General features: G+C 42.1%; 18 protein-coding genes and 1 pseudogene. 11 read left to right on the top strand and 8 right to left on the bottom strand.

All coding sequences use genetic code 11. From position 1 onward, the window contains the following. Positions 1-24: 24 nt before the first annotated feature. The gene (locus VHE99_11775) at positions 25-1,974 is read right to left on the bottom strand and encodes an RNA-binding domain-containing protein (protein HVV69688.1); all 1,950 of its coding nucleotides are present in this window, start codon (positions 1,972-1,974) and stop codon (positions 25-27) included. A 190-nt stretch (positions 1,975-2,164) separates the two neighbouring features. On the opposite strand from VHE99_11775, the gene VHE99_11770 reads away from it, so the two are divergent. Beyond that, entirely contained in the window at positions 2,165-6,295 is a 4,131-nt protein-coding gene (locus VHE99_11770; GenBank protein HVV69687.1) for an SEL1-like repeat protein, read from the top strand. Positions 6,296-6,354: 59 nt separating this feature from the next. Here the strand turns inward: VHE99_11770 and VHE99_11765 are convergent, their stop codons facing one another. The 7 genes from VHE99_11765 to VHE99_11735 form a co-directional block, all read right to left on the bottom strand. After that, positions 6,355-7,554, bottom strand: coding sequence for a UbiH/UbiF/VisC/COQ6 family ubiquinone biosynthesis hydroxylase (locus VHE99_11765; GenBank protein ID HVV69686.1), 1,200 nt, complete (start codon positions 7,552-7,554; stop codon positions 6,355-6,357). 26 nt (positions 7,555-7,580) lie between these two features. Next, positions 7,581-8,657, bottom strand: coding sequence for a zinc metalloprotease HtpX (gene htpX / locus VHE99_11760; GenBank protein ID HVV69685.1), 1,077 nt, complete (start codon positions 8,655-8,657; stop codon positions 7,581-7,583). Positions 8,658-8,663: 6 nt separating this feature from the next. After that, positions 8,664-9,290 carry a LemA family protein gene (locus tag VHE99_11755; GenBank protein ID HVV69684.1) on the bottom strand — a complete coding sequence of 209 codons (627 nt, stop codon included), beginning with the start codon at positions 9,288-9,290 and terminating at the stop codon, positions 8,664-8,666. A 129-nt stretch (positions 9,291-9,419) separates the two neighbouring features. Then, on the bottom strand, positions 9,420-10,271 hold the full coding sequence (rsmI, locus tag VHE99_11750; protein ID HVV69683.1) for a 16S rRNA (cytidine(1402)-2'-O)-methyltransferase: 852 nt from the start codon (positions 10,269-10,271) through the stop codon (positions 9,420-9,422). After that, the gene (rsmD, locus tag VHE99_11745) at positions 10,258-10,854 is read right to left on the bottom strand and encodes a 16S rRNA (guanine(966)-N(2))-methyltransferase RsmD (protein HVV69682.1); all 597 of its coding nucleotides are present in this window, start codon (positions 10,852-10,854) and stop codon (positions 10,258-10,260) included. The genes rsmI and rsmD overlap by 14 nt, the downstream gene beginning before the upstream one ends. After that, a complete protein-coding gene (locus VHE99_11740) occupies positions 10,847-12,187 on the bottom strand; it encodes a pitrilysin family protein (GenBank protein ID HVV69681.1) in 1,341 nt (446 codons plus the stop codon). Before VHE99_11740 ends, rsmD begins: the two co-directional genes overlap by 8 nt. A 96-nt stretch (positions 12,188-12,283) precedes the next feature. After that, positions 12,284-13,657, bottom strand: coding sequence for a pitrilysin family protein (locus tag VHE99_11735; protein ID HVV69680.1), 1,374 nt, complete (start codon positions 13,655-13,657; stop codon positions 12,284-12,286). A 209-nt stretch (positions 13,658-13,866) separates the two neighbouring features. On the opposite strand from VHE99_11735, the pseudogene ftsY reads away from it, so the two are divergent. From ftsY to VHE99_11685, 10 genes and pseudogenes are all read left to right on the top strand, one after another. Next, positions 13,867-14,814: pseudogene (gene ftsY, locus VHE99_11730) on the top strand (signal recognition particle-docking protein FtsY). After that, positions 14,811-15,470, top strand: a complete 660-nt coding sequence (gene ftsE, locus VHE99_11725) for a cell division ATP-binding protein FtsE (protein HVV69679.1) — start codon at positions 14,811-14,813, stop codon at positions 15,468-15,470. Before ftsY ends, ftsE begins: the two are co-directional and overlap by 4 nt. Before the next feature lie 24 nt (positions 15,471-15,494). Beyond that, positions 15,495-15,812 (top strand): hypothetical protein, encoded by a 318-nt coding sequence (locus VHE99_11720; protein HVV69678.1) that lies wholly within the window; start codon positions 15,495-15,497, stop codon positions 15,810-15,812. Further along, positions 15,733-16,497, top strand: coding sequence for a permease-like cell division protein FtsX (gene ftsX / locus VHE99_11715; GenBank protein ID HVV69677.1), 765 nt, complete (start codon positions 15,733-15,735; stop codon positions 16,495-16,497). The genes VHE99_11720 and ftsX overlap by 80 nt, the downstream gene beginning before the upstream one ends. A 57-nt stretch (positions 16,498-16,554) precedes the next feature. After that, positions 16,555-17,484 (top strand): glyoxylate/hydroxypyruvate reductase A, encoded by a 930-nt coding sequence (locus VHE99_11710; GenBank protein ID HVV69676.1) that lies wholly within the window; start codon positions 16,555-16,557, stop codon positions 17,482-17,484. A gap of 52 nt (positions 17,485-17,536) precedes the next feature. Further along, on the top strand, positions 17,537-18,730 hold the full coding sequence (locus tag VHE99_11705; protein ID HVV69675.1) for a serine hydrolase domain-containing protein: 1,194 nt from the start codon (positions 17,537-17,539) through the stop codon (positions 18,728-18,730). Between the two features lie 151 nt (positions 18,731-18,881). Beyond that, positions 18,882-19,208 carry a thioredoxin TrxA gene (trxA, locus tag VHE99_11700; protein HVV69674.1) on the top strand — a complete coding sequence of 109 codons (327 nt, stop codon included), beginning with the start codon at positions 18,882-18,884 and terminating at the stop codon, positions 19,206-19,208. Between the two features lie 390 nt (positions 19,209-19,598). Next, complete coding sequence (gene rho, locus VHE99_11695) at positions 19,599-20,855, top strand: transcription termination factor Rho (GenBank protein ID HVV69673.1); 1,257 nt, start codon at positions 19,599-19,601, stop codon at positions 20,853-20,855. Then, positions 20,852-22,315, top strand: coding sequence for a 4-hydroxy-3-polyprenylbenzoate decarboxylase (gene ubiD / locus VHE99_11690; GenBank protein ID HVV69672.1), 1,464 nt, complete (start codon positions 20,852-20,854; stop codon positions 22,313-22,315). Before rho ends, ubiD begins: the two co-directional genes overlap by 4 nt. 185 nt (positions 22,316-22,500) lie before the next feature. Continuing rightward, a complete protein-coding gene (locus VHE99_11685; GenBank protein HVV69671.1) occupies positions 22,501-23,898 on the top strand; it encodes an amino acid permease in 1,398 nt (465 codons plus the stop codon). Positions 23,899-24,110 lie beyond the last annotated feature (212 nt).

Below are 24,110 nucleotides of genomic sequence, written 5' to 3'. Positions count from 1 at the left end.
GAATTAAATTGCTCAAATAGCATCTCAACATTTACTCATATCATCCTCGCACAATTCCGTCCTCATCTGTGTGATTGAGGTATAAGCCTGGTCAACTCGATTCGGTTTATCTGGATAACGTAATTTCAACAAACCATGCTCTACCATGGGAGATAGGAAACGTGCGCGCAGCCCATCTGAATGACGACCTAATAAATCCGCCAAATCCTTTCTCGACAGCCAGCGATTCTGGCAAAGCTCATATATAACAGTCTCCATTTCAGTGCGTACCAAGCGCCGTTTCTGCCTAGCAGAAGCCGCAATGGCTTGTAACCGACCATCAGCCTCACTCTTATTTGCTTTACTATGTACGGAGTCAAGGGGCTTATGTATGGAGTCAAGGGGCTTATGTACGGAGTCAAGGGGCTTATGTACGGAGTCAAGGGGCTTATGTACGGAGTCAAGCAGATTATCTGAAGTACTCACTAAGATAGGTACAACGTCCTGTTCCATTGGCAGCCGATACCTGCTTCCACGAGTTTGACCCTCTTGTATGAGAGCACCATTAGCTACTAAGCCCTGTAGCACACGAGTGATATCAGCAGCATGATGCCCGGTAATTTGGCGCATACGCGCATTATCAACGGAATTCTCAATATCAGCAGTTGCCAGCACTTGCACCTCGGCTTGATTAAAATTCTGATATTTATCACCAAAACGTGACTTTAAGCGTTCTAGAGATTCAATAGGGATTAAGCTAATCATTAATAATTGCCACTCCACCCGATCTGGCCGGAACAGTTGGCGAACTAGAGGTGACCGCCAATGTTGAGAAGACCAACTTTTCATTATTTTATCTACCCCAGAACCGGCTTTTTCAGCAGCCCCTATCATCATGAACATAGTCTGCAGGGACTTATTTCTGCATTCACTGACATTTCCACGCAAAAGTTGTTCAAGAGAAATTAAAAGGGTGCCTGGATTTGAAAAAACAAAGTGGTCTGGAAATTTTTCAATAATAATTCCACCCGTTCCATAATAATCAGCATGAATTAATGCATTAACTAAAGTTTCACGTATTGCTGCATGAACTTCAGTCTCTCCAGCGCGGAACAGTGCCTCATCTAAATGAAATGGTAACTTTATATCAGCAGCTAATCGCTGAATCACTCGTAAATAAAATTGAAATAAGTTCGCATGCCAAGTTCCATCTATGGTCAAACGATCTGTCCAACGAATAGCTGGGTCATTTAAAAGTTTTTCTCTGTAATCTACATGATAATTAGGAACCGCATCACGAATTGCACCATCTTGTCCAAACATGAGAAGTCCCGCCAATGTTAATCCTTCTCGTTCTGTTTTACGATCGCGCCGCCAACCATTTAGCTTAGTTAATAATCCTTTGTCATCCTCACTTAACCAGGGATGAATTGGTTTGTGAGAAGCCAAACGCTGGCGATATTGCTGTAAACTTGTTATATCCAAATCATCAAACTTAAAGTTGTCTAATATTCGACTATCCGCTGGCTCTTCAGCCCGATCTGAAAGCATTCGACTCACTTCTTGTTCAGTACAATGGTAATCTCCTTCATGCGTTCGGCGATAAGTGCCTGTCAAAGGATTTTGATTAAGGTAAATAGGTCGCTGATAGCGACTGGCTTGTGGCACCCTAATTGCAAGAATCTGGACTGAAGCACATGACAATTCAACAACATCTGCATTAGTGAGCAAATTAGCGCTGACTTTGCCACGATTATTTATAACATCCCAGAAATTTTTTTTAATTTTAGCCGGCTCAAGAACGCCACTGACTGCCCCATCATCTTCAACTCCTAATAAAATAATACCCCCTTGAGTATTCGCCATTGCGCTATAAGTTTCCCATAAACTTTTAGGTATTCCTCCTTTCGCGGATTTAAATTCTAGATGCTCACCTTCCTCCCAATTCAAGCGAGCTATAATTTCCAATGGATTAATTATTTTGTTTATTCCCATGAAATAGACTCCTATCAACCAATCATTTGTTCACAAACTAATTTGCTAATTTTCAGCTCCTACAACTGATAACATCTTATCACCAGTTAGATTTAAAGATAACTTCAATCAGCCAAAAAAACATAGACTTTCAGACAAAATTACATATAATATTCAGCCTAAAATTAGATATCAGTATTGGAGAGAGCGCGTGGATAAAAAAGACACCAGAGAAACAATCAACCAAAGTTTCGGGTTGATTCAAACCAGTTTATCAACATCAATAACTGAATCAAAAGATAAAAAATTTTCACCGTCACCCACTATCTTACCCACCCCTGCTGCACCTTCAATAAAAGAATTACAACAATTCATATCCTCGACTAAAGATCGCAATATAGGCAAACCTTATGAACTCTGGTTGGAAAAAAATGCTGAAACTCCTAGACTAAGAATACTCAGCATTAGCAATACACTGGCATTAATCCAGCAAGATACCGGATATTTTGGAAAACTGCCCAAAACACAACTAGCAAACTATGTAGCAGATCTCCTACAATTACTTGAAAAAACTGTCGCCCCTTTATCTACATACTCCCCAATCGATGAACAAACCATACGCATTATCCTATCTAGTTTAGACTGTTTAACCAACCTTCCTTCTACAACAACGCTAGCTATCACAAGAACATCTGCTTGCTTACTAACGAATTTGTGTCGCATCGCTGATAACTTTCAACTCTCCGATTGCTTGTCGAATACAAGCATCAATGCTCTATTAAAACTACTGGAAAAATCAATATTCACTGATAACGCCGGAACTTTTCAACAGATACTCAGCAAACTAAAATACTTAATAGAAATTTCAGCAATTCAAGATGATGACTTATTGGATTTTAAATCAATATTTTTTATCCTGCGGCAAACCCTACAGGCCACTAATGAGCCACAAATATTATCAGAAGTTGTGTTCGTGGCAAAAACACTTATCCATTATAAACCTGCTAGTATCGACACTGATTTTAAGTTATTCCGTCCCGCAATACACAACTTATTAGAAACCTGTAAACAACCCACAAAATCTAAAGGTGATAGCAAAAACAATTTATCTGAAGACAATAAAGCTAAAGCGATTGGCAAAATTTTGTTGAATTTAGGCGCAATTAATAAAGGGCAACTATTATATGCGCAGCTAACAGAGGAAGATTTTCAAGTATTTGACGAGTTGCTTGAACAGTTATTTCTAGTAACCCAAAAGAAAAATCTTGATAGAGAATCAAGCTGGCATATCGTCCATGCTTTATTAGGTGCCGTGTGGCTAGGACAGCCGAAGTTAGGCAAAGACAGTAAGGATATATCCAAAAAATTAGCAGACCAGGTAGAAACTTATATTAGTGCTGAAAAAAACCAGGCTGTTTTTTCGTATCGTGAGTTTTTAAAATTAACTAATCAATTGATTTATCACCACTATGCTAGAAGAGAAAAACCGTCATCTTGGCCGCTTGTGCTACAAACAGCTATAAAAAAACAACGTCCTTTAATAAAAAATATGACTGTTTTAATGCAAGGGGTTAGAGACAGGTTAGCTGACATCAAAAAATCTCCGAAGAAATACCAGAAATTTACCGTTTCATTCATAGATCCTGAATTTGGATTTGGACCATTTTTTGTTGATATTTTTTTAAAAGTAATTACGCCACATCAGCATAAAAATTTACGCTTATCCATTGAAGATAATGGCAGCACGCATGAAGGTATTATTGCAGCAGGCAAAGATTTTCTACGCACTTGTTTAATTAAATTAAATGATGATGCTGATGAAATAGTCGATATTGACACTTGGCAACACAGCTTTAGTATTGATGATGTTATGGACAAAATAGAACAGACAGTTTCTAAATATGATAAAGCCGATATAATTTCATTGACTGAGAAAAATGAAAAGCGACAAAGATTATGCCATCTTATTGTTCCGTATTTATCACAAGCTAAAGAGCTTGAAGTATTGGACAGCTTTACTACTTCACCAATACCTATTTTAAACTCTACCTCTGGAGCATCAACTGCCTCATCATCTGCCTCTTCAGTATCGTCTTCGCAGACATCCCTAGCTTCCGAAGCAGCTATATCTAAAAAAGAAACTCCCAAACAACCAAACAAAGATAAAATTTATAAAAGCAAAACAAAACCACCTCGTGAGAAAAAGTCTAAAAAGAAAAAAATTGTTACCGATCAACCTCGCACCGCTACTAGCGTAGAACCCACAGTTCCCCCCTCACCAGAAGATAAAAAGCGAACATTTCAAACGATTAAAGACTACTCTCTGGGTGTTATTAATTTCCGCAAACCAGATCCAAAAATTAGCGATCTAAACCCTAAACAGGCATTACAACTTTATCTTAAATCTCACCGAAGTTTACAGCGAATATTTAATTTAGCACGCCAAGATGATCCTGCAGCACAAAAAACGTTAGGGGATTTATATACACATGGATTAGTTAATTTAAAACCAGATAAAAAAGCAGCAGCTGCGTGGTATAGATTGGCAGCAGAACAAGAATATCCTCCAGCACAGTATAATTTAGCAATATGCTACTATCATGGTTATGGCGTAGAACAAGACCGGAAAGAAGCATTTACCTGGTGTAAAGAAGCTGCAGAAAACAATTTTTCTCAAGCCCAATTCGACTTAGGATTATTTTATCAACAAGGAGAAGGTGCTTCTAAAAATGATAAAGAGGCCATTGCCTGGCTGACTAAAGCTGCAGAACAAAATAATCCCGATGCGCAATTTGAATTAGGAAACCATTATTTTTTTAAGCAGGGAGTTGAACAAAATCTTCCGCTAGCGCTGGAACTTTATCGAAAAGCCGCGGCACAAGGTCTTCCACTCGCTGAATTTTATTTAGGGTTTTGTTATTATTACGGGAAAGGGGTTAATAAAAATTTCGAAACTGCTATCATTCATCTTCAAAAATCCGTAGAGCAAGGTTGTTCACTTGGATTTGATCTTTTGGGACTTTGTTATCGAGAAAAAAAGGATTTTAACACCGCATTTAAATTCTTTAAACAAGGCGCTGCTCAAAATAATGCCTGGTCACAATTGTATTTGGCTGGGTGTTATGAAGAAGCTCAAGGTACCGATCAAGATCTTAATGCTGCATTTTATTGGAATAATGAAGCAGCAAAGCTCGGTTTAATAGAGGCACAGTACAAGGTGGGTGTTTTTTATTTGCATGGAATTGGTACACCAAAAGATGAAAAAACCGGTTTTAACTGCTTAAAAAAACTGGCCGATCAACATTGCCCTGAGGCCGAATGCGAAATAGCACTTTGTTATCGTGACGGGAAAGGCACTCAAGTAGATATTTCCTTAGCATTCGACTATTTAAAGCGCGCTGCTGAAAAAAATTTCCCTAAGGCACAATCTAATTTAGCAACTTGTTATATGTGGGGACTAGGTACCCCAATAAACGAAAAGCTCGCATTTACTAATTTTCAAAAAGCTGCAAAAGGAGGAATACTCGAAGCACAAATTGGTTTAGCCATCTGCTATTTTAATGGAGAAGGCGTTGGAACAAATCGATTGCTTGCAGCTGAATCGCTTACGAAAGGGATAGCAAGACCTTCAACATTGTCAAAAACTATGGGACAACAGTTAAAAACCCAAATATTGACCCAACTGGAAACTAAAGCCAAATCAAATCCAATAATACAATACGAGCTAGGCATGCTATATGAGCGAGGTTGGTTAGTTGAAAAAGACACCTCCATAGCGATTTCTTGGTATCAAAAAGCAGCAGGGCAGAATCATTCAGAAGCAAGAAAACGCTGCGCTGTCCTAACTCAGCTTTCTACACCGAAAGATAAAACATTACCACGCCTAGCCAGAGATACACCTATTCATAACAGACCCAAAGCACCCGATAAAAAAGATTTATTTACTGATTTACTTCAAGCTGCACAGCAAGGTAATGCAAATGCACAGTGTGAGTTGGCGTGTTGTTATTATAAAGGAGAAAACACCAAGATAGATTTATTAAAAGCTCTTGAGTGGTTTCACCAGGCAATTCAACACCCCAGTGAAATACGCCCTAACTTACAACAGAAAAGTGAAATCTATATCGGGGAAATACTATCAAGGATAAATCAGGGAGTACATGAGGACGACCGCGAATCACTCTATATATGCGGCATAACACAAGAAAAGGGTTGGTTCACTCAAAAAGATGAATCATTCGCTTTAGAACTGTATCAAGCCGCAGCAGAAAAAGGACATAAGGAGGCTGAAAAGTGTTTAAACAATTTAATTGGGAAAACATCAGCTACTATAGGAAAATAATACGCTAAAGAAGCTTCACCCCCTTTGAAAAAGGGGGTGAGAACTGCCCCACTTTAATTTTAATCCAATCCCATTGCATAACGCATCAAATAATTTTTTATTAAAGGTAGCTTTTGCGTGAAAGCAAAACCCAGGCTGCGCAGATGACGTAAGACTTCTTGTTGGTTACCAAACAATTGCTTGAATCCAGCCATCGCAGTCATCATTAAAGCGTTTTCACTTTTGCGTGCGCGCTCATAGCGCCGCAAGGTGCTGATACCACCGATATCACGCTGCAATTGTAATGCAGTTTTAAGTGTTTCCGTCAAACAACGTGCATCAGCAAGACCTAGGTTTATGCCCTGGCCTGCTAAAGGATGCAAGGTGTGTGCCGCATCACCGCACAGTACGATGCGGGGTTTTATATAGCGCTCGGCGTGTTTTTGCGTTAAAAGAAATACTTGACGTTTATCCAACACTTGCACATCGCCGAACTGATATTCTATGGCCTGCGTCAAGGCTTTATTAAATGCGGTATCATCGAGTTGCTGCAAATGATTAGCATGCGTTGTGGCGGTAGACCAGACAATAGAAACCCAATGTGGATCGGCAAGCGGTAAAAATGCTAAGACACCCTGCTTTAAAAAACGTTGCCAAGCAGTATTTTGGTGCGTCTGCTGAAGATGTACTGTGGTGACAATGGCGCTTTGTTGATAGGGTTTACTCTTTACCGATAATTTTGCTTGTTGTGCTACCCAAGAGTCTGCACCATCTGCTCCAACCAAAAGCGGTGCACTCAAATAATCACCATTTTCCAATCTGATGGCTACTTGATCGTTGCTCTCAAATAAACTGGCAGTCTGCGCTTTGGGAAATAATTGTACTTGTGGTTGATGCTTTAGATATTGCCATAAGCTACTTCGCATGACGCTGTGTTCGACGATATGACCTAAATAGGGCTGACCGAGTTCAGTGCAGCTGAAATGGATTTTTGCTGGGCTGTTGGCGTCCCATACTTGCATTTCTTGGTAACTGGCAGCGCGTAATGCGTTGATGGTGTTCCACAAATCTAGAGAACTAAAAACGGCTTGTGAGGCGTGATTCAGTGCACTCACTCGTTTATCATAAGGCTGTGGTAATTGGAAATGCTCAGATGGTGCGCCTTGCTGGTCAATAACGGCTATTTTTAGGTTGGTTTTTGCCAAAAGTCCGGCTAATGCTAATCCGACAATACCGCCGCCAACAATAATGACATCAAAATCGGAATTTTGGGTTGGCATGGGGTTTCCTTTAATGGGATTAAAACCTACTGCCCTTTTTTCATGGTAAATCCCAAAGCCTGCAAACGTTTTTCAATAGGCGGATGCGTGGAAAAAAGGTCAGCTAATGATCGGGTGCTGGCGATACCTGCTTCTAGTGGATCGTACAAATAAGCTTGTCTGCGTATGGATTCATGGGCAGTGGCTTGAGAAGCCGCGCTGTAATTATCCGCATTTTGTTGATAATCACCTTGAATTTTTAATAATGCCCGCGCCAAGGGTTCATTGTCACGGGTTAACTCCACACAACCGGCATCCGCCATATACTCGCGGGTGCGGCTTAAATATAACATCAACAGTATCGTAGCCAACGGCAATACCCAACGTAAAATCAAAATGATAAATAACAGCTGGTTACGCGAACGGCCATTGCCTTCTTCATCGGAGCGGCGGCCGCTGAATATTGCGTTATAAAACAAAATATCCAACACGATCAAGGTTAAATTACTTAATACAGAAGCCATCAAGGTCAATTTGATATCCATATGGCGGATGTGACTTAATTCATGCGCCATAACCGCTTGTAATTCGCTTCGGTCTAATTTTTCAATCAAGCCGCGGGTAATGGCCACCATCGCCGATTTTTCACTATAACCACTGGCAAAAGCATTCATATAATCGGCTTCTATCAAATACACCTTGGGCATAAATCGTAAGCCGGCTGCGACTTTCATTTCTTCAACCACATTGTATAACTGTAATTCCTGCGTGGATTTGGCGCTTTCGGGGGTGATTTCACGATACTCGGTTCCGAGCAGCATGAGTTTGTCATGGAAACTGAAGGTGACAAATAAAGAAACCAAGGCCACCAGCAACGTGATTAATGTGACTTTTGGGAAGAGTTGAAAAGTAATCAATGCGAAAAATAATTGCGACAATGTCGCCTGGGGATAACTTCCAGCATAAATATACATATCCACCAATAAACCAATACAAATATAAATCAAAATAAATGTCGCAATCACTAGGCGCGTGCGGCGCGAATTGTGTTTTAATGCTGAACGCCAATCTGCCGCCTGCTCTGTGTATGGGTCTAACGGTTTGTTGGGTGGAGAAGTCGTCATAAAATGTTACTGTTTGGTTTCATCGGAAGATTTCGGCGCTTCTGGCGTTTGTCCTTCCAATTTGACGGTGTAACTTTCTTTGGCGGTTACTTGATCCTGGGTTAATTGCCAATAATCAAAATTAAAATCCAGTTTGCCTTTGAATAGGGAGACGATCATAGCGGCAAAAAAGGATTTTTTATCGGCGTTATAGCGTTCTATGCTATCGTTTAGCGCCTGTTTGGAATAGGCGAGTTTGTTTTCGGTGTTGACGATTTCTTCTTGTAATTGCAAGGCGTTTTCATTGGCTTTAAGGTTAGGGTATTGCTCAAACACCAGATTTAAACCGCCTACGGCCTGGGATATTTTATTTTCTGCTTCCATACGGGTTTTTTCATCGCCCTGTAGATGTGCCTGCTGCGCCTGATTACGCAAAGCGACGACATCTTTTAATGTGCTCTGTTCGTAATTCATATAATTTTTTACGACGTTGATTAGCGATTCGAAAACTTTGAAGCGCCGGTCTAATTGAATATCAATTTGCTTTTGATTGTTTTTTACCGCTTCAATTAAAGCAATCAAGCGGTTATAGGTTGCAACCACAAACGCGATGATTAAAAGAACTATAATTAATATGATAATAAATAGGCTCATTAGATTGCCCTCTTGGGGTAAATTAAGACAAAAGTATTTATAGTATAGCAGTGTATTCTCTTCTTGCCTAAAAATAGCCATGGCCTTTTTCCTTCTCCCACAAGGGGAGAAGGGGGAAAAAATCCCACTTCAGTAATGCTGTTTCACCGCAAAATTATATAACACATTTTTCTTCACCCCAGTAATTTTCGCTGTCAGTAGAGCCGCCTGTTTCAGCGGTAACTCATCGCATAATAGCGCTAAAATACGTTGTGCTTCCTGGGGAATTTCCGAATTTTTTTCTAGTGAAGCCCCTTCTACCAACACCACAAACTCACCTTTTTGATGATAAGGATCTGCCTTTAGCCAATTATAAACTTCAGCTGCAGTGCCTGCAAAAAACGTCTCAAAGGTTTTGGTTAACTCCTTAACCAGTACAATACGCCGTTTTTCCTCAAATATTCCCATAATATCCTGCAGCAGTTTCAAAATCCGATGCGGGGCTTCATAAAATATCAACGTGGCTGGTTGGGTTCTTAGTGATTCTAAGCGCTGTTTACGTTCACCAGCTTTGCTAGATAAAAATCCTGCAAAAATAAAGCTCTCAGTTGGCAGGCCAGCGGCGCTTAAGGCTGCGATCGCTGCACAACAGCCGGGTATGGGGGTTACAGTCATAGCCGCGGCACGAACGGCTTGTACTAATAAATAGCCAGGATCACTGATTAATGGTGTACCGGCATCGCTGATTAGGGCAATGTTATTCCCTTGTTCAAGTCGCGACAACAATAAGCCTATGCGTTTGGATTCATTGAATTCATGCAAAGATATCAAGGGGGTATTGATGTGGTAGTGCTGGAGTAATGCTTGACTATGGCGCGTATCTTCGGCAGCGATGAGATCAACGGCGTTTAGCACTTCGAGGGCACGTTGCGTGATGTCTCTTAAGTTGCCTATGGGCGTTGCGACAATATAAAGGGTGCCACGTTGGTTAGATTTTTGCATACTGAATTAGATAATAGCTTACTTGCCCAGCTTTTTGCTGACGCAATATGTTCCAATTGGACGGGATAGGTAAAGGTTGCAGTTCACATTCCGCTTCAATGTAAATCAAAGCACCTGGGGTTAAACATTGGCTGATTTCCAATAACTGGCAGCATAGTGGTATCCAACCTTGGTGGAAGGGAGGATCTAAGAAGACGATGTCAAATTGGCGGTTTTGTAAAATGCTTACTTGTGGTTCGATGCGTTGACAAAAAATCTCGGCCAGTGCTTCAGCTGCCAATAATTTAGCATTTGTATGTAATTGCGCCACAACCTGGGCTGACTGTTCAACCATCACTACCGAATGGGCACCTCGCGACAATGCTTCAAAACCCAAGGCACCACTGCCGGCAAATAAATCTAAGCATTTTGCATTATGAATGTGAGGGGCCAACCAGTTAAACAAAGTTTCGCGTACGCGATTCGGGGTAGGGCGGAGGCCTGCCACATTGGGGAAGGTTATTTTTCGACTTCGCCACTTGCCACCGATAATGCGAACTTGGCTGGTAGCATTTTTTGAGTTAGTTACAAATTTATTATTCAACTATGCCTTGTTTGGAAGAATTAGCTATCGCAGAATCCATAAGCCCACCGACTGTTACTGTCACCATATTATTAGGCTGAAGATGCTTCTGATAAGCCTCACGTACCTGATTGACGGTTACAGCATCGACTTTTGCACGGTAAGTATCTAAATAATCCAGCGGCAAATGGTAGAAAACCATATAAGACAATTGATCTAAAATATCGGAATTACTATCCAAGCTTAAAGGGAAACTACCAATAATGTTTTTCTTGGCATCAGCTAATTGTTGCTCGGTCGGTCCCTGCTGTATAAATTGATCGACAATTTGCCGTGCTAGGTTGATGGCATTTTGTGCTTCTGCATTACGGGTTTGCAAGAACACGGCAAACGGCCCACCTGCCTGCAACGGTGAAAATACGCTGGTTACCGTATAAGCCCAACCGTGCTGAGATCTGATTTGCTTAGATAATTCAGAAACTAAGGGATCAGAGCCTAAAACGAAATTACCTACCGTCAAAGGAAAATAATCAGGGTCTTGCGGTGTAATCCCAACTTGGCCCAGTAAAACTGTGGTTTGTTGTGCTGGGAAATCAATGGCCTTTTGTTGGGCTATTGTTACTTGTTTAGCTGGCAGTAACGGATTTGCGGGTTGTCCGGGGGGTAATCCTTGCGTCACCTGATTGGCAATTTCCCGCGCTTTATCAGTACTCAAGTCACCCACCATCACTATCACTGCATTTTTGGCAACATAATACTGTTGATAAAATTGCTGAACATCAGCTCGTGTCAGTGTTTGGACTGACTCCTCCGAGCCCAATATACTGTGACCATAAGGTTGGTCACCATACAATAATTTTACAAAGGCCTTTTTCGCAATGGTATCTGGCGATTGCCGCTCTTCTTGTAAAGATATCAGCACCTGGTTTTTTATACGTTGTACTGCGTCTTCAGGAAAATTTGGTGCAGTTAATACTTGGGTAAAAGTATTAATAGCTGGTTCTAAAAATTTTGGATCAGTCAAGCTGCGTAATCCTATACCCCCCATATCTCGGTCTAATGTTGTCCGGTAAATTACGCCTACATTATCAAATTGTTGCGAAATCTGGTCGGCTGTTAAATTGGCAGTACCCTCATCTAATAATGAGTTGGTTAATTTCGCAAGTCCTGGCTTTATGCCATCACGTGAAGCGCCTGCATTAAACAAAACTAAAATATCCACCATAGGTAATTGTGGAGTTGCCACAAAATAAACAGGAGTTCCCTGTGAAGTTTGCCAATGTTGAATATTTAATATTGAGGTGCTCCCAACTTCCGGCTGAGCAGTCGCTGTAGTTGATTTAGGTTGCGTCATAGATAAAGTCGCCTGGATATTTGTGATTAAACCAAAGCAGCTAATTAGCAGAATTATAAAATTTTTACGAAAATTCATCTAACGCTCCCATGATTCTTAATGTACATACTTTGCTCCCTCAATCATGGGAGGTGGTGGGGAAGGCTGATTTTTCGGCAAAGGCAGCGGTTGCAGTTCGGCTACCGTCATGTTTTCAGGAACTAGATAGCGGCTCGCTACGGCTTGCACATCATTTGGTGTCACGGCAGAGATATGTTGAATAAAATCCTCTTTTAATTTCCAAGGCAAGCCTACGGCTTCCAACGAGCCTATATCTTCAGCTTGGCTCTCTATGGAATCTTGCGAGAAGACCTTATTAGCAATCACGCCAGCTTTCACTCTTTCTAGTTCATCTGTAGCAACTTTGGAGGTTTGTAATTTTTTGATTTCATTGAATAAAGCTGTTTTTAACTCGGCTATGGTATGACCTGGCGCTGGTGTACCGCTTAGTATCAACAGATCCGAAAGACGCGAATAAGGTGAGTAAGAAGCATTTGCTTGTGCGGCAATTTGCTGACCACGCACTAAGTCTTTGTTCAGGCGTGTACTACTGCCGCCATCCAAAATAGCAGCAATCACTGCCAGGACATAAGCGTCATTGGATTGGCCTTGGGTTTTAATCACTGGTACATTGTATCCGATAGCCAGCAAGGGCAGTTCGGCAGGGAATTTGACTACGAGATTGCGTTCCCCTGGAGTTGGGATTTCCGCTTCGGGTTTCACAACAGGTAATTGACTGGCTGGCAATGAACCAAAATATTTGAGCGCTAACTGATGTACTGCTTCAGGATTGACATCTCCGACTACGACTAAAATGGCGTTATTGGGCGCATACCAATTTTGATACCAACGACGCACGTCATCTACGGTTAAGTGTTGCAGATCATTCATCCAACCGATGGTTAAATGATGATAAGGTGAGGCGACATGGGCTTGTGCCATAAACAGTTCATAGAGTTTCATCTGAGGATCATCATCGACACGCATGCGCCGTTCTTCCATGACTACTTGAATTTCTTTTGCAAATTGGGCAGGGTCAAGGGAGAGGTTTCGCATGCGATCAGCTTCGAGTTCAAAACTGAGCGGCAGTTTATCTTTGGCCATAATTTCGTAATATGCCGTAAAATCATTGGCAGTAAATGCATTCATTTGACCGCCGTTTGCCGCGATAATTTCTGCAAATTTACCGGGACCATATTTGGGCGTGCCCTTGAACATCATGTGTTCTAAAGCGTGGGAGATGCCAGTAATCCCGTTTGGTTCATAGCCAGATCCCACTTTGTACCACACCTGCGTTACGGCAACAGGGGCGCGATGATCTTCCTGAACGAATAATTGCAATCCATTGGGGAGCTGATAAAAAGCTACGTCATTAGCTGATGCGAGTGTTGGCAATATAATCAATAAAATAACCCGGAATAAACGAGACACGGAAAAAGTCCATAGATTTGATGAGATGGAAAAGTATACTGGTTAGAATTCAGGGGTGCAATCATTGCGATCACTAACTTGAGTGCGCTCTGCCTGATATCCCGTTATAATCACCCTTCATAAAAATCTCTCTTCCCCATTCTGGAAATCACATGTTCGGGTTCAAAAAAAACAAAATACCTCCTGTCAATGAAGAACAACTGACGCCTGCCCCTTTGGAAAAACCAAAATCCGGTTTATTTAGCGCCCTAGGACGCGGTTTAAAACGCACCAGTGCACAATTTACCGAAGGTTTAGCAGCATTGGTCTTGGGTAAAAAAGATATTGATGACGATTTGTTGCAGCAGTTAGAAACTTATTTACTGGTGGCGGATGTCGGTGTTCAAGCCACAACGCGCATTATTACCGATATGACCGGGCGAGTGCGACGTAAAGAATTGGCTAATTCTTCAGCATTACTTGCAGCGCTACAGCAAGCACTAGCCGACATTCTAATTCCCTGCAATACGGCATGGGATATTCCCGACACTATTAAGCCTTATGTCATTTTAATGGTCGGCGTCAATGGCGCAGGAAAAACTACAACGATTGGTAAGTTGGCCAATCAATTACAACGACAAGGGAAATCAGTATTACTCGCTGCGGGCGATACTTTTCGCGCGGCTGCAGTTGAACAGTTACAAATATGGGGTGAACGTAACCATATTCCAGTTATCGCACAACCGACTGGCGCCGATAGCGCCTCAGTGATCTTTGATGCTTTTGCTGCAGCTCGAGCACGCAATATTGATGTCATGATTGCCGATACCGCAGGACGCTTGCATACGCAAAGCCATCTCATGGAAGAGTTGAAAAAAATTAAACGCGTATTGGGTAAATCTGATAATAATGCCCCGCATGAAACGATGCTGGTGCTAGATGCCGGTATTGGCCAGAATGCATTGCGGCAAGCTGCGCAATTTAATGAAGCGGTTAAACTGAACAGTTTGGTTATTACTAAACTTGATGGTACCGCAAAGGGCGGTGTAATTTTTTCTCTGGCGGAAAACTTAAAGCTGCCAATTCGTTTTATTGGCGTTGGCGAGGGGATTGACGATCTGCAACCGTTTGACGCTAATGCTTTTGTTAAAGCACTATTTCCAGCAGAAAACCTATGATTCATTTTAATCATGTCAGTAAATATTACCCAACCGGCCAGCAAGCACTCAATCAGGTGAATTTTCAGCTGGCAAAGGGCGAAATGGCATTTTTAACTGGACATTCCGGCGCCGGCAAAAGCACCTTGCTTAAATTAATCCTGCTGTTGGAGAGGGCAACGCAGGGGCAAGTCTTTATTTCGGGTAAAAATCTTGCCGAGTTATCCGAGCGGCATATTCCACAATTGCGCCAAAATATTGGCGTGATTTTTCAGAACCCGCATTTACTGATGTCACGCACTGTATTTGATAATGTGGCATTACCGCTAGTCATTGCCGGCAATACCATGGAGGAAATCCAAAGACGCGTGCGCGCTGCCTTAGACAAAGTGGGATTGCTGGACAAGCTTAAGCTGTATCCAATGAGTTTGTCGGCTGGAGAACAGCAGCGCGTGAGCATTGCTCGAGCTATCGTGAATAAACCTTCCCTGTTGTTGGCCGATGAACCCACTGGCAATCTCGATCCAGTGCTGGCAGCGGAAATCATGCAACTATTTGTCGCATTTAATCAGGTGGGAGTAACGGTTTTAATCGCTACCCATGATCTGGCATTGGTGGCTGCAATGTCTTATCGAATTCTGACTTTGAAACAGGGGCGATTGACTGGAGCACAGTAACTCCCTACTTACAGGATCATCATCATGTCCGCCACACGCCAACGACTATCAAATACCAAGCTGCAAAAAACTAACAAAACCGTCACTAAACCTTCAAAAAACAAAATTTCACCGTATATACGTCGTTTTTTCCGACTCTATGGCAGCCGTCACATGCAGGCGGCATTACTCAGCCTGGGTCAAATCGCACGCACGCCAGTGACCAGCGCTATGATTGTGATCGTGATTGGAATCGCGCTAATTTTTCCTACCACCTTACGTATTGTTAAAAAACGTTTCTACTATTACGCAAAATTGGGATGGTCATTCTCCCATTGTTTTGTATCTCAAATCTCAAGTTGATCCGCACGCTGCACAATCATTGGCAAAGCAATTGACCAAAATTTCCGGCATTGAAAAAGTAGATTATGTTTCTCCCGCCCAAGGATTGGCTGATTTTCAACGGCAATCAGGATTCAATCAACTGCTGAGCACGCTTAAAGAAAATCCACTGCCTAGTGTGCTAATAGTCACTCCGCAATTGAAATGGCAGACGTCAAATGCGATGGCATCTTTGTTAGATACCCTGAAGCAATTACCACAAGTGGATATTGCGCAGCTTGATTTAGCCTGGGTTAAAAGGCTAAATGCATTGCTGCAATTGGCAAGCCGCGCCACTTGTGCGCTGGCCATATTATTGAGTCTGGGCATTGTATTTATCATAGGCAGTACAATTCATCTTGCCACCCTACGCCATCGTGATGAAATCTTTGTGTATCAATTGGTTGGAGCCAGCAACGCGTTTATCCGCCGCCCGTTTTTATACACTGGGATGTGGTACGGATTGATTGGCAGTATCATCGCTTGCATCGGGGTTGTGGCATTGTTTATTTGGATTAACGCGCCTACACAGCTATTGGCAAAACTTTATGGTAGTGATTTTGTATTGCATACTTTAAGTGTGAGTGATGGTATTAATTTATTATTGCTGGGGATTGTTCTTGGGTGGCTTGGGTCATGGGTTGCAGTGTATCGGCATTTAAGGTGAGCGGTATAATTTTCACCTCTTAGGGGCAGAGGTGAAAACGTATAAAAAGGATAATCTATGACTATGATGATAATTTCTGAAAGATCTGATGCCTGGGCTGAATCCTGGGTAAAAGCCATTCATGCTGTCGATCCTAATATAAAAATTAATATCTGGCCGGATATAGAGGATCCTCTCAGCATAGCATTTGCTGTAGCCTGGGTTTATCCACACGGTGAATTAGCAAAATTCCCAAACTTAAAATGTATTTCATCAGCAGGTGCCGGTGTAGATTTTATTCTCAGTGACCCCAAACTCCCTAAAGACCTAGCCGTTGTTCGCCTGATAGATAAAAATTTAATCCGCGATATGACGCAATATATTGTTTGGGCAGTGTTAAATCATGCGCGCCACTTCGACTTTTATTCACAATCACAAACGCGGAAATTATGGGCGCCGCGCAGCTTAACCCAACAACCTAAAATCGGCATCATGGGCTCTGGACAACTCGGCAGCGATGCGGCCATTAAATTGACCCAACTTGGCTTCCAGGTATCTACCTTTAGCCAATCTCCACAAACCCTGCCCGATATCACACATTTCTATGGCAAAAATCAGCTAAACGCTTTTTTATCGCGCATAAATATTTTAATATGTCTATTACCGCTGACTCCGGACACCCGGCATATTCTGAACCGGGAACTTTTTGGGCAATTGCCACCTGGTGCTTATTTAATTAATGTCGCAAGAGGCCATCATCTGGTGGAGGCAGACTTAATTGCTGCCATTGAAAGCAACCAATTATCTGGCGCGTGCCTGGATGTATTTGCCACCGAACCGCTGCCTACAAGCAGTCCATTGTGGAAAGAGGCACATGTTATTATTACTCCACACATTGCCAGTACAACGGACACGCATTCCGTAGCACCGCAAATAGTCGAAAATTACCGGCGTGTAATGGCAGGACAGCCGCTATTAAATCTAGTCAACAGGGAGAAAGGCTATTAAAAACTTCACTCAACGTTTGTTTAAAAACCTCATCTGTTTAATCAGTTTGGTTATGGCTTGTGGCTTAAGTCAGGCGCAAGTCGTCAAAAACTTCCCCATCACCGGCACATCTGACAGTCCAAAGATTCAGACTTTCGATCGTAATATGGTCAATTTCATGAAGCGCTGGAATCTACCTGGCGCTGCACTGGTGGTCATGAAAAATGGTAAGGTTACAACGGCACGCGGCTATGGTTGGGCGGATATGCAATCACGTACAGAAGTAATGCCAAATGATTTATTTCGCATTGCCAGTACTTCCAAAACTTTTACCGCAGTGACAGTGCTAAAATTAATTCAAGAAGGAAAACTCAATCTGAATGATAAAGTTTTCGACATTTTAAATGATTTAAAGCCTTTAAATGGACGCAGTATCAATCCACAAATTTATCAGATTACCGTACAAAACTTGTTACAGATGTCCTCGGGCTGGTTTAATCCTGGGGCGGGACATTTCGACCCCATGTTTGGTCCTTGGCCGCAAAATTTTCTTGCGGTACTCTCTCCTGAATTACCTGCCAGCTGCGAAACTACGACCCGCTATATGATGTCTCAGCCCTTAAGACATAAACCTGGAACCACTTATGTCTACTCAAATATGGATTATTGCATTTTAGGTTTAGTGATTAATAAGGTAACCGGCACGCCCTATGGCTACAAAGGCTATGAAAATTATGTGAAGTCGCAAATTCTAGCGCCTATAGGCATACATGATATGGTCATAGGGAGTACACAGCAAAAGTACCGTCTGCCGAATGAAGTGACCTATTACCGCCCACCCGGTGGCATTACTCCGCAAGAATTAGCAAATTCTTTTTATCTTCCCTATTCTAATATGGAAATTTTACGTAAAAACTTTGGTAATGGTGGTTGGCTAGCCTCTGCCTATGACTTGGCAACCTTTATTCAAGCATTAAAGCATTTTCAAATTTTAAATAGCCGCTATTTAGGCATCATGCAAACTAAGCCTGCTTTTGTACCCAAAAACAAAATGACTTATTACACAATGGGCGGCATTATTTCCAACCTACCGGGTGAAACGGATTGGATTCAAACCGGTAGTTTCACAGGTACTAATGCTTTTATTTTATCGCGGCCGGATGATACTACGATAGCGGTGATATTCAATTCACGACCCAATGCTTATGCGTTTTTATCGAGAACTCGACCGGAGTTGAAACGGTTATTGATGAATAGTGGACTCTAAATAATTTTTCTCAAATAGCCTTGGCATTTTCCCTTCTCCCCTTGTGGGAGAAGGGAAAAAGTCACGGCTGTTAGAGGAAAAAAATTCACCTATTGCAATTCCCCCAAGAATTTCTTATGCTAATAACATTCATCTTTCATGAGCCTTAATTATGAGCGAATCACTGCAACACGTAACCGACGATGCCTTTGACGAACAAGTTCTTAAATCCTCGACTCCCGTTCTAGTCGATTTCTGGGCTGAATGGTGCGGTCCCTGTAAAATGATAGGACCGGTATTAGAGGAAGTCGCCAAAGAATATACTGATAAGCTCAAAATAGTTAAAATAAATGTGGACGAAAACTCCAAAACTCCGGCAAAATATGGAATAAGAGGTATACCTAGCTTACTTTTATTTAAAGATGGTAATATGGTTTCTATGAAAGTAGGCGCATTGTCTAAATCGCAATTAACCGCTTTTTTAGATGACCACCTCTGATTTTTTACAGGGATCTAAGTAAAAAACATGCGCTTGAATTTATATTTTAATAGATGCTTGCGTTTTAAGTTAAATGGATTTAAAATTTTTCATATATTTCGTGACAAATTCATTTCCCCTGTATTAAAGCCATCCGGCAAATTTTCCCTTAGGGTTTAAGCATTCAACTATTCGATTGGATAGTTGAATTTCGGTATGCGTTTAATGCCGGTGTCATTAATTCATTTTTAAAAACTCAGAGCTTAGGGCTGTCATTCTGAGCAACCGCTGTCATCCTTCGCTACGCTCAGGATGACAGCAGTTGCTCAAGATGACAGCGCTTACCACTATAAAAGATCATTCACATATAAAACCTTTTACCTTTTCACCATCACTCTAAGAAGCGAACCTATGAATTTAACTGAACTAAAGCAAAAATCTCCCTCTGAACTCATTCATTTAGCCCAAGAAATGGGTATTGAAAACATGGCGCGAACGCGCAAACAAGATATTATCTTCGCTTTGTTAAAAGCCCATGCACAAAGTGGAGAAGATATTTTTGGCGACGGTGTCCTGGAAATACTTCAGGATGGTTTTGGTTTTCTACGCTCCGATGACAGCTCCTATTTAGCTGGACCGGATGATATTTATGTATCACCCAGTCAAATTCGTCGTTTCAATCTACGCACCGGCGATACCGTTTCTGGAAAAATACGTCCTCCCAAAGAAGGCGAACGTTACTTTGCGCTATTACAAGTCAGCGAAATTAATTTCGATAAACCTGAACTGGCTAAAAATAAAATACTTTTTGAAAACTTAACGCCTCTGTTCCCCGATGTACGTATCAAAATGGAACGTGGCAATGGCAGTTCCGAAGACATCACTGCCCGCATCATTGATCTAGTTGCCCCAATAGGCAAAGGCCAACGCGGCCTCATCGTATCACCGCCTAAAGCAGGTAAAACGATGATGTTGCAAAATATCGCTACTTCCATCGCACATAATCACCCTGAATGTTATTTAATCGTATTGTTAATCGATGAACGCCCTGAAGAAGTGACAGAAATGGAACGTTCCGTCAAAGGCGAAGTCATTGCCAGCACCTTTGATGAACCCGCGACGCGCCACGTGCAAGTGGCTGAAATGGTTATCGAAAAAGCCAAACGTTTAGTAGAACATAAACGTGATGTAGTGATTTTATTAGATTCCATCACCCGTTTAGCCCGTGCCTATAACACGGTTATTCCCTCATCAGGAAAAGTGTTAACAGGCGGTGTCGACGCCAATGCGCTACACAGACCAAAACGCTTCTTTGGTGCAGCACGTAATATCGAAGGCGGTGGCAGTTTAACCATTATTGCTACAGCTTTAGTTGAAACTGGCTCGAAAATGGACGATGTCATCTACGAAGAATTTAAAGGTACCGGTAATATGGAAATTCATCTTGACCGGCGCATCGCTGAAAAACGCGTGTTTCCTTCTATCAACATTAACCGTTCCGGTACGCGTCGTGAAGAACTCATCACCAAACCTGATGAACTGCAAAGAATGTGGATTCTGCGTAAAATTTTGCATCCTATGGATGAATTGGCCGCCAGCGAATTTCTCCTAGACAGATTGAAAGTGACTAAAACTAACGAAGAATTCTTCGAGGCTATGAAGCGTTGAGATATGTCGATCTAAGAGATTTCATCCACCAGCTCGAAAATTTGGGTCAGTTACAACGTGTATCTGTAGCAATTGATCCAAAGCTAGAAATCACTGAAGTCTGCGATCGGACCTTGCGTCAGCAAGGTCCGGCTTTGTTATTTGAGAAACCGCTACATTCCAAAATTCCATTGTTAGGAAATCTGTTTGGTACCCCAGAGCGTATCGCCATGGGCATGGGAAAAAGTAGCTTACAGGAAGTTCGCGAGCTAGGTAATTTACTTGCATTTTTATCAGCCCCTGAACCACCACAAAATCTGAAAGAAGCCTGGAAAAGCCTGCCCATTTTAAAAAAAATATTTCACATGTCGGCTAAAGTGGTGAAATCTGCACCTTGTCAGGAATATGTAGTGGAAGGCAATGCAGTGGATTTAGGACAATTTCCTATCCAAACCTGCTGGCCGGATGACGCGGGTCCTTTAATCACTTGGGGTTTAGTCATCAGCAAGGGACCCCATCAAAAACGTCAAAACTTAGGAATTTACCGACAACAAGTCATAGCTCGTAATAAAGTCATCATGCGCTGGCTTGCACATCGTGGCGGTGCATTGGACTATGCAGCCTGGCAACAAGCCCATCCCGGACAGCCTTTTCCTTTGGCTGTCGCACTAGGCACAGATCCTGCGACGCTATTAGCAGCTGTAACACCCATTCCTGATAACCTCTCAGAATATGCTTTTGCCGGTTTACTGCGTGGTAACCGTTCAGAACTGGTTTATTGCAAAACCCATGATTTGCAAGTGCCTGCCAATGCAGAAATCGTGCTGGAGGGTTATATCTATGCGGGAGAAACAGCAGTGGAAGGGCCCTTTGGCGACCACACCGGATATTATAATGAGACCGAGACTTTCCCAGTTTTCACTATAGAGCGCATTACGCATCGTCACCAACCGATTTACCATAGTACCTACACCGGTCGTCCTCCTGATGAGCCTGCATTACTGGGATTAGTACTCAACGAATTATTCATTCCCTTGCTACAAAAACAATTTCCTGAAATTATTGATTTTTACTTACCGCCTGAGGGCTGCTCTTATCGTGTCGCGGTCATTACGATTAAAAAACAATACCCCGGCCATGCCAAACGCGTCATGCTCGGTACCTGGTCGTTTCTGAAACAGTTTATGTATACCAAGTTTATTATTGTCACGGATGATGATATCGACGCCCGTAACTGGCAGGATGTGATTTGGGCGATGAGCACGCGGATGGATCCAGCACGGGATACAGTCATCATTGAAAACACGCCTATTGATTACCTGGATTTTGCTTCACCGGTTTCTGGGCTAGGGTCAAAAATTGGCTTTGATGCTACAAATAAATGGCCGGCAGAAACTCAACGTGTCTGGGGTAAAACCATTTACATGGATCAGGCAGTGAAACAGCGTGTAGATCAGCTTTGGCAGCAGATTTGGAATTAAATGAAAAAACTATCCTCTAACAGCCATGGCTTTTAGAGGAAAGTTACTTCTTCATAAATCTCCTTGACAATCATTACCCACTTTGTCATTGTTTTTTGTTTTAGACGATTCCAGGAACAAAATTCCCCGGAGGTTCCGCAAATCCCATTTAAACAAGCCCCTAACGTCTACGGAGATCAATAAAAATGAGCTTTGTTAAATCCCTGTTTCGCACCAAACCAATGGACAATTACCCTCTACGGCAGACCAGCCTTAGACGTTGTCTCAGTGCATTTGATCTGACATTGATGGGCATTGGCGCCATTGTGGGTGCGGGTATTTTTGTGTTGACAGGTATTGCGGCGGCAACTAAAGCAGGTCCAGCGGTAATTTTCTCTTATATTCTTTCCGGTTTAGCTTGCGGCTTTACCGCATTTGCTTATGCAGAATTATCTTCTAGTATTGGTGGCTGTGGTAGCGCTTATGGTTATTCTTTTGCCGGCCTTGGCGAATTAATTGCCTGGTTGATTGGATGGGATTTACTGCTGGAATATAGCGTCGCTTGTGCGGCAGTGGCTATTGGTTGGTCGGGCTATGTCAGTAATGTGTTTACCGCTATTGGCATTCCTATACCAAAAGCACTAACTACTAACCCATTTGAAGGTGGAATTGTCAATTTACCGGCAATGATTATTATTTTACTGCTCACTTATTTGCTGAGCGCAGGTATTCGCGAGAGCGCTCGTATCAATAAGCTGGTAGTTTTCATTAAGCTCGCAGTGATTGTGCTATTTATTGTATTGGCGGCATTTCATTTCAATCCCAGTGCAAACTGGCATCCATTTTTACCGTTTGGTTTCTCAGGTATCGCCAGCGGTGCGGCATTGGTGTTTTTTGCTTATATTGGCTTTGATGCGGTTTCAACTGCAGCAGAAGAGGCTGTTAATCCGCAGCGTGATTTGCCACGAGGCATTATCGCATCTTTATTGATCTGCACTTTGTTATATATCATCGTGGCGGCATTACTGACTGCCGCAGTTCCCTATACTGAATTGAATGTAAGCTCCCCTATTACTTATGCCTTGTTGAAAATGGGATATAAGTTTGGTGGCGCTATTGTGGCTTTAGGGGCAATTGCCGGACTGTCTACGGTGATTCTGGTGATGTATTATGGTTTGACGCGCATTTTTCTGGCTATGTCTCGTGATGGCTTGTTACCTTCAGTATTAGCAGCGGTGAATGCCAAAACTCAAACGCCAATTCGTATCATTGTGATTGCCGGCATTGTTATGGCTATTGTAGCCGGTTTGACGCCTATCCAGCGTGTTGCGGAGTTAACAAATATTGGTACCTTGGCTGCATTTACTTTGGTCAGTTTAGGGGTATTGGTACTACGTTATACCAAACCGAATATGCCACGTCCTTTCAAAACCCCGCTTAGTCCGATTGTCCCAATATTAGGTATTTTACTGTGCGGCTACTTGATGGCTAGCCTTTCTCCTGTTACCTGGGAAAGTTTTCTAATTTGGACGTTGATTGGCTTAGTGGTTTATTTTGGTTATAGCCGTTCGCGCAGTGTGTTGTCGAAAAAGTCGGGTTTTTGAAATATTGTTAAGGGCCCTCTAGAAATTAGAGATTTTCGTTCAAGACAAGGCGGATTAGATTTTAAACCTGCGTTTATACGGGAATAAATGAGGATTTTAAAATCTAATCCAACGCCGTATTGAGCGAAAAGATCAATTTCTAGAAGTGCCCTTAAGGTTGTATTAAGATTAGCCCTTTAAAATAGCTGTTAGATCGTGTTTTTGATACAAAA

Source organism: Gammaproteobacteria bacterium, from assembly GCA_035546635.1.
Lineage (GTDB): Bacteria > Pseudomonadota > Gammaproteobacteria > JAURND01 > JAURND01 > DASZWJ01.
The sequence above is the reverse complement of the archived record's forward strand: the minus strand, read 5'-3'. Positions and strand labels throughout refer to the sequence as shown.

Bases quoted from the DNA above. Each gene is read 5' to 3' on its own strand.
- VHE99_11775 (HVV69688.1), bottom strand. From the start codon at position 1,974: ATGGGAATAAACAAAATAATTAATCCATTGGAAATTATAGCTCGCTTG.
- VHE99_11765 (HVV69686.1), bottom strand. From the start codon at position 7,554: ATGCCAACCCAAAATTCCGATTTTGATGTCATTATTGTTGGCGGCGGT.
- htpX (HVV69685.1), bottom strand. From the start codon at position 8,657: ATGACGACTTCTCCACCCAACAAACCGTTAGACCCATACACAGAGCAG.
- VHE99_11755 (HVV69684.1), bottom strand. From the start codon at position 9,290: ATGAGCCTATTTATTATCATATTAATTATAGTTCTTTTAATCATCGCG.
- rsmI (HVV69683.1), bottom strand. From the start codon at position 10,271: ATGCAAAAATCTAACCAACGTGGCACCCTTTATATTGTCGCAACGCCC.
- VHE99_11740 (HVV69681.1), bottom strand. From the start codon at position 12,187: ATGACGCAACCTAAATCAACTACAGCGACTGCTCAGCCGGAAGTTGGG.
- ftsE (HVV69679.1), top strand. From the start codon at position 14,811: ATGATTCATTTTAATCATGTCAGTAAATATTACCCAACCGGCCAGCAA.
- VHE99_11720 (HVV69678.1), top strand. From the start codon at position 15,495: ATGTCCGCCACACGCCAACGACTATCAAATACCAAGCTGCAAAAAACT.
- VHE99_11710 (HVV69676.1), top strand. From the start codon at position 16,555: ATGACTATGATGATAATTTCTGAAAGATCTGATGCCTGGGCTGAATCC.
- VHE99_11705 (HVV69675.1), top strand. From the start codon at position 17,537: ATGGCTTGTGGCTTAAGTCAGGCGCAAGTCGTCAAAAACTTCCCCATC.
- trxA (HVV69674.1), top strand. From the start codon at position 18,882: ATGAGCGAATCACTGCAACACGTAACCGACGATGCCTTTGACGAACAA.
- rho (HVV69673.1), top strand. From the start codon at position 19,599: ATGAATTTAACTGAACTAAAGCAAAAATCTCCCTCTGAACTCATTCAT.
- VHE99_11685 (HVV69671.1), top strand. From the start codon at position 22,501: ATGAGCTTTGTTAAATCCCTGTTTCGCACCAAACCAATGGACAATTAC.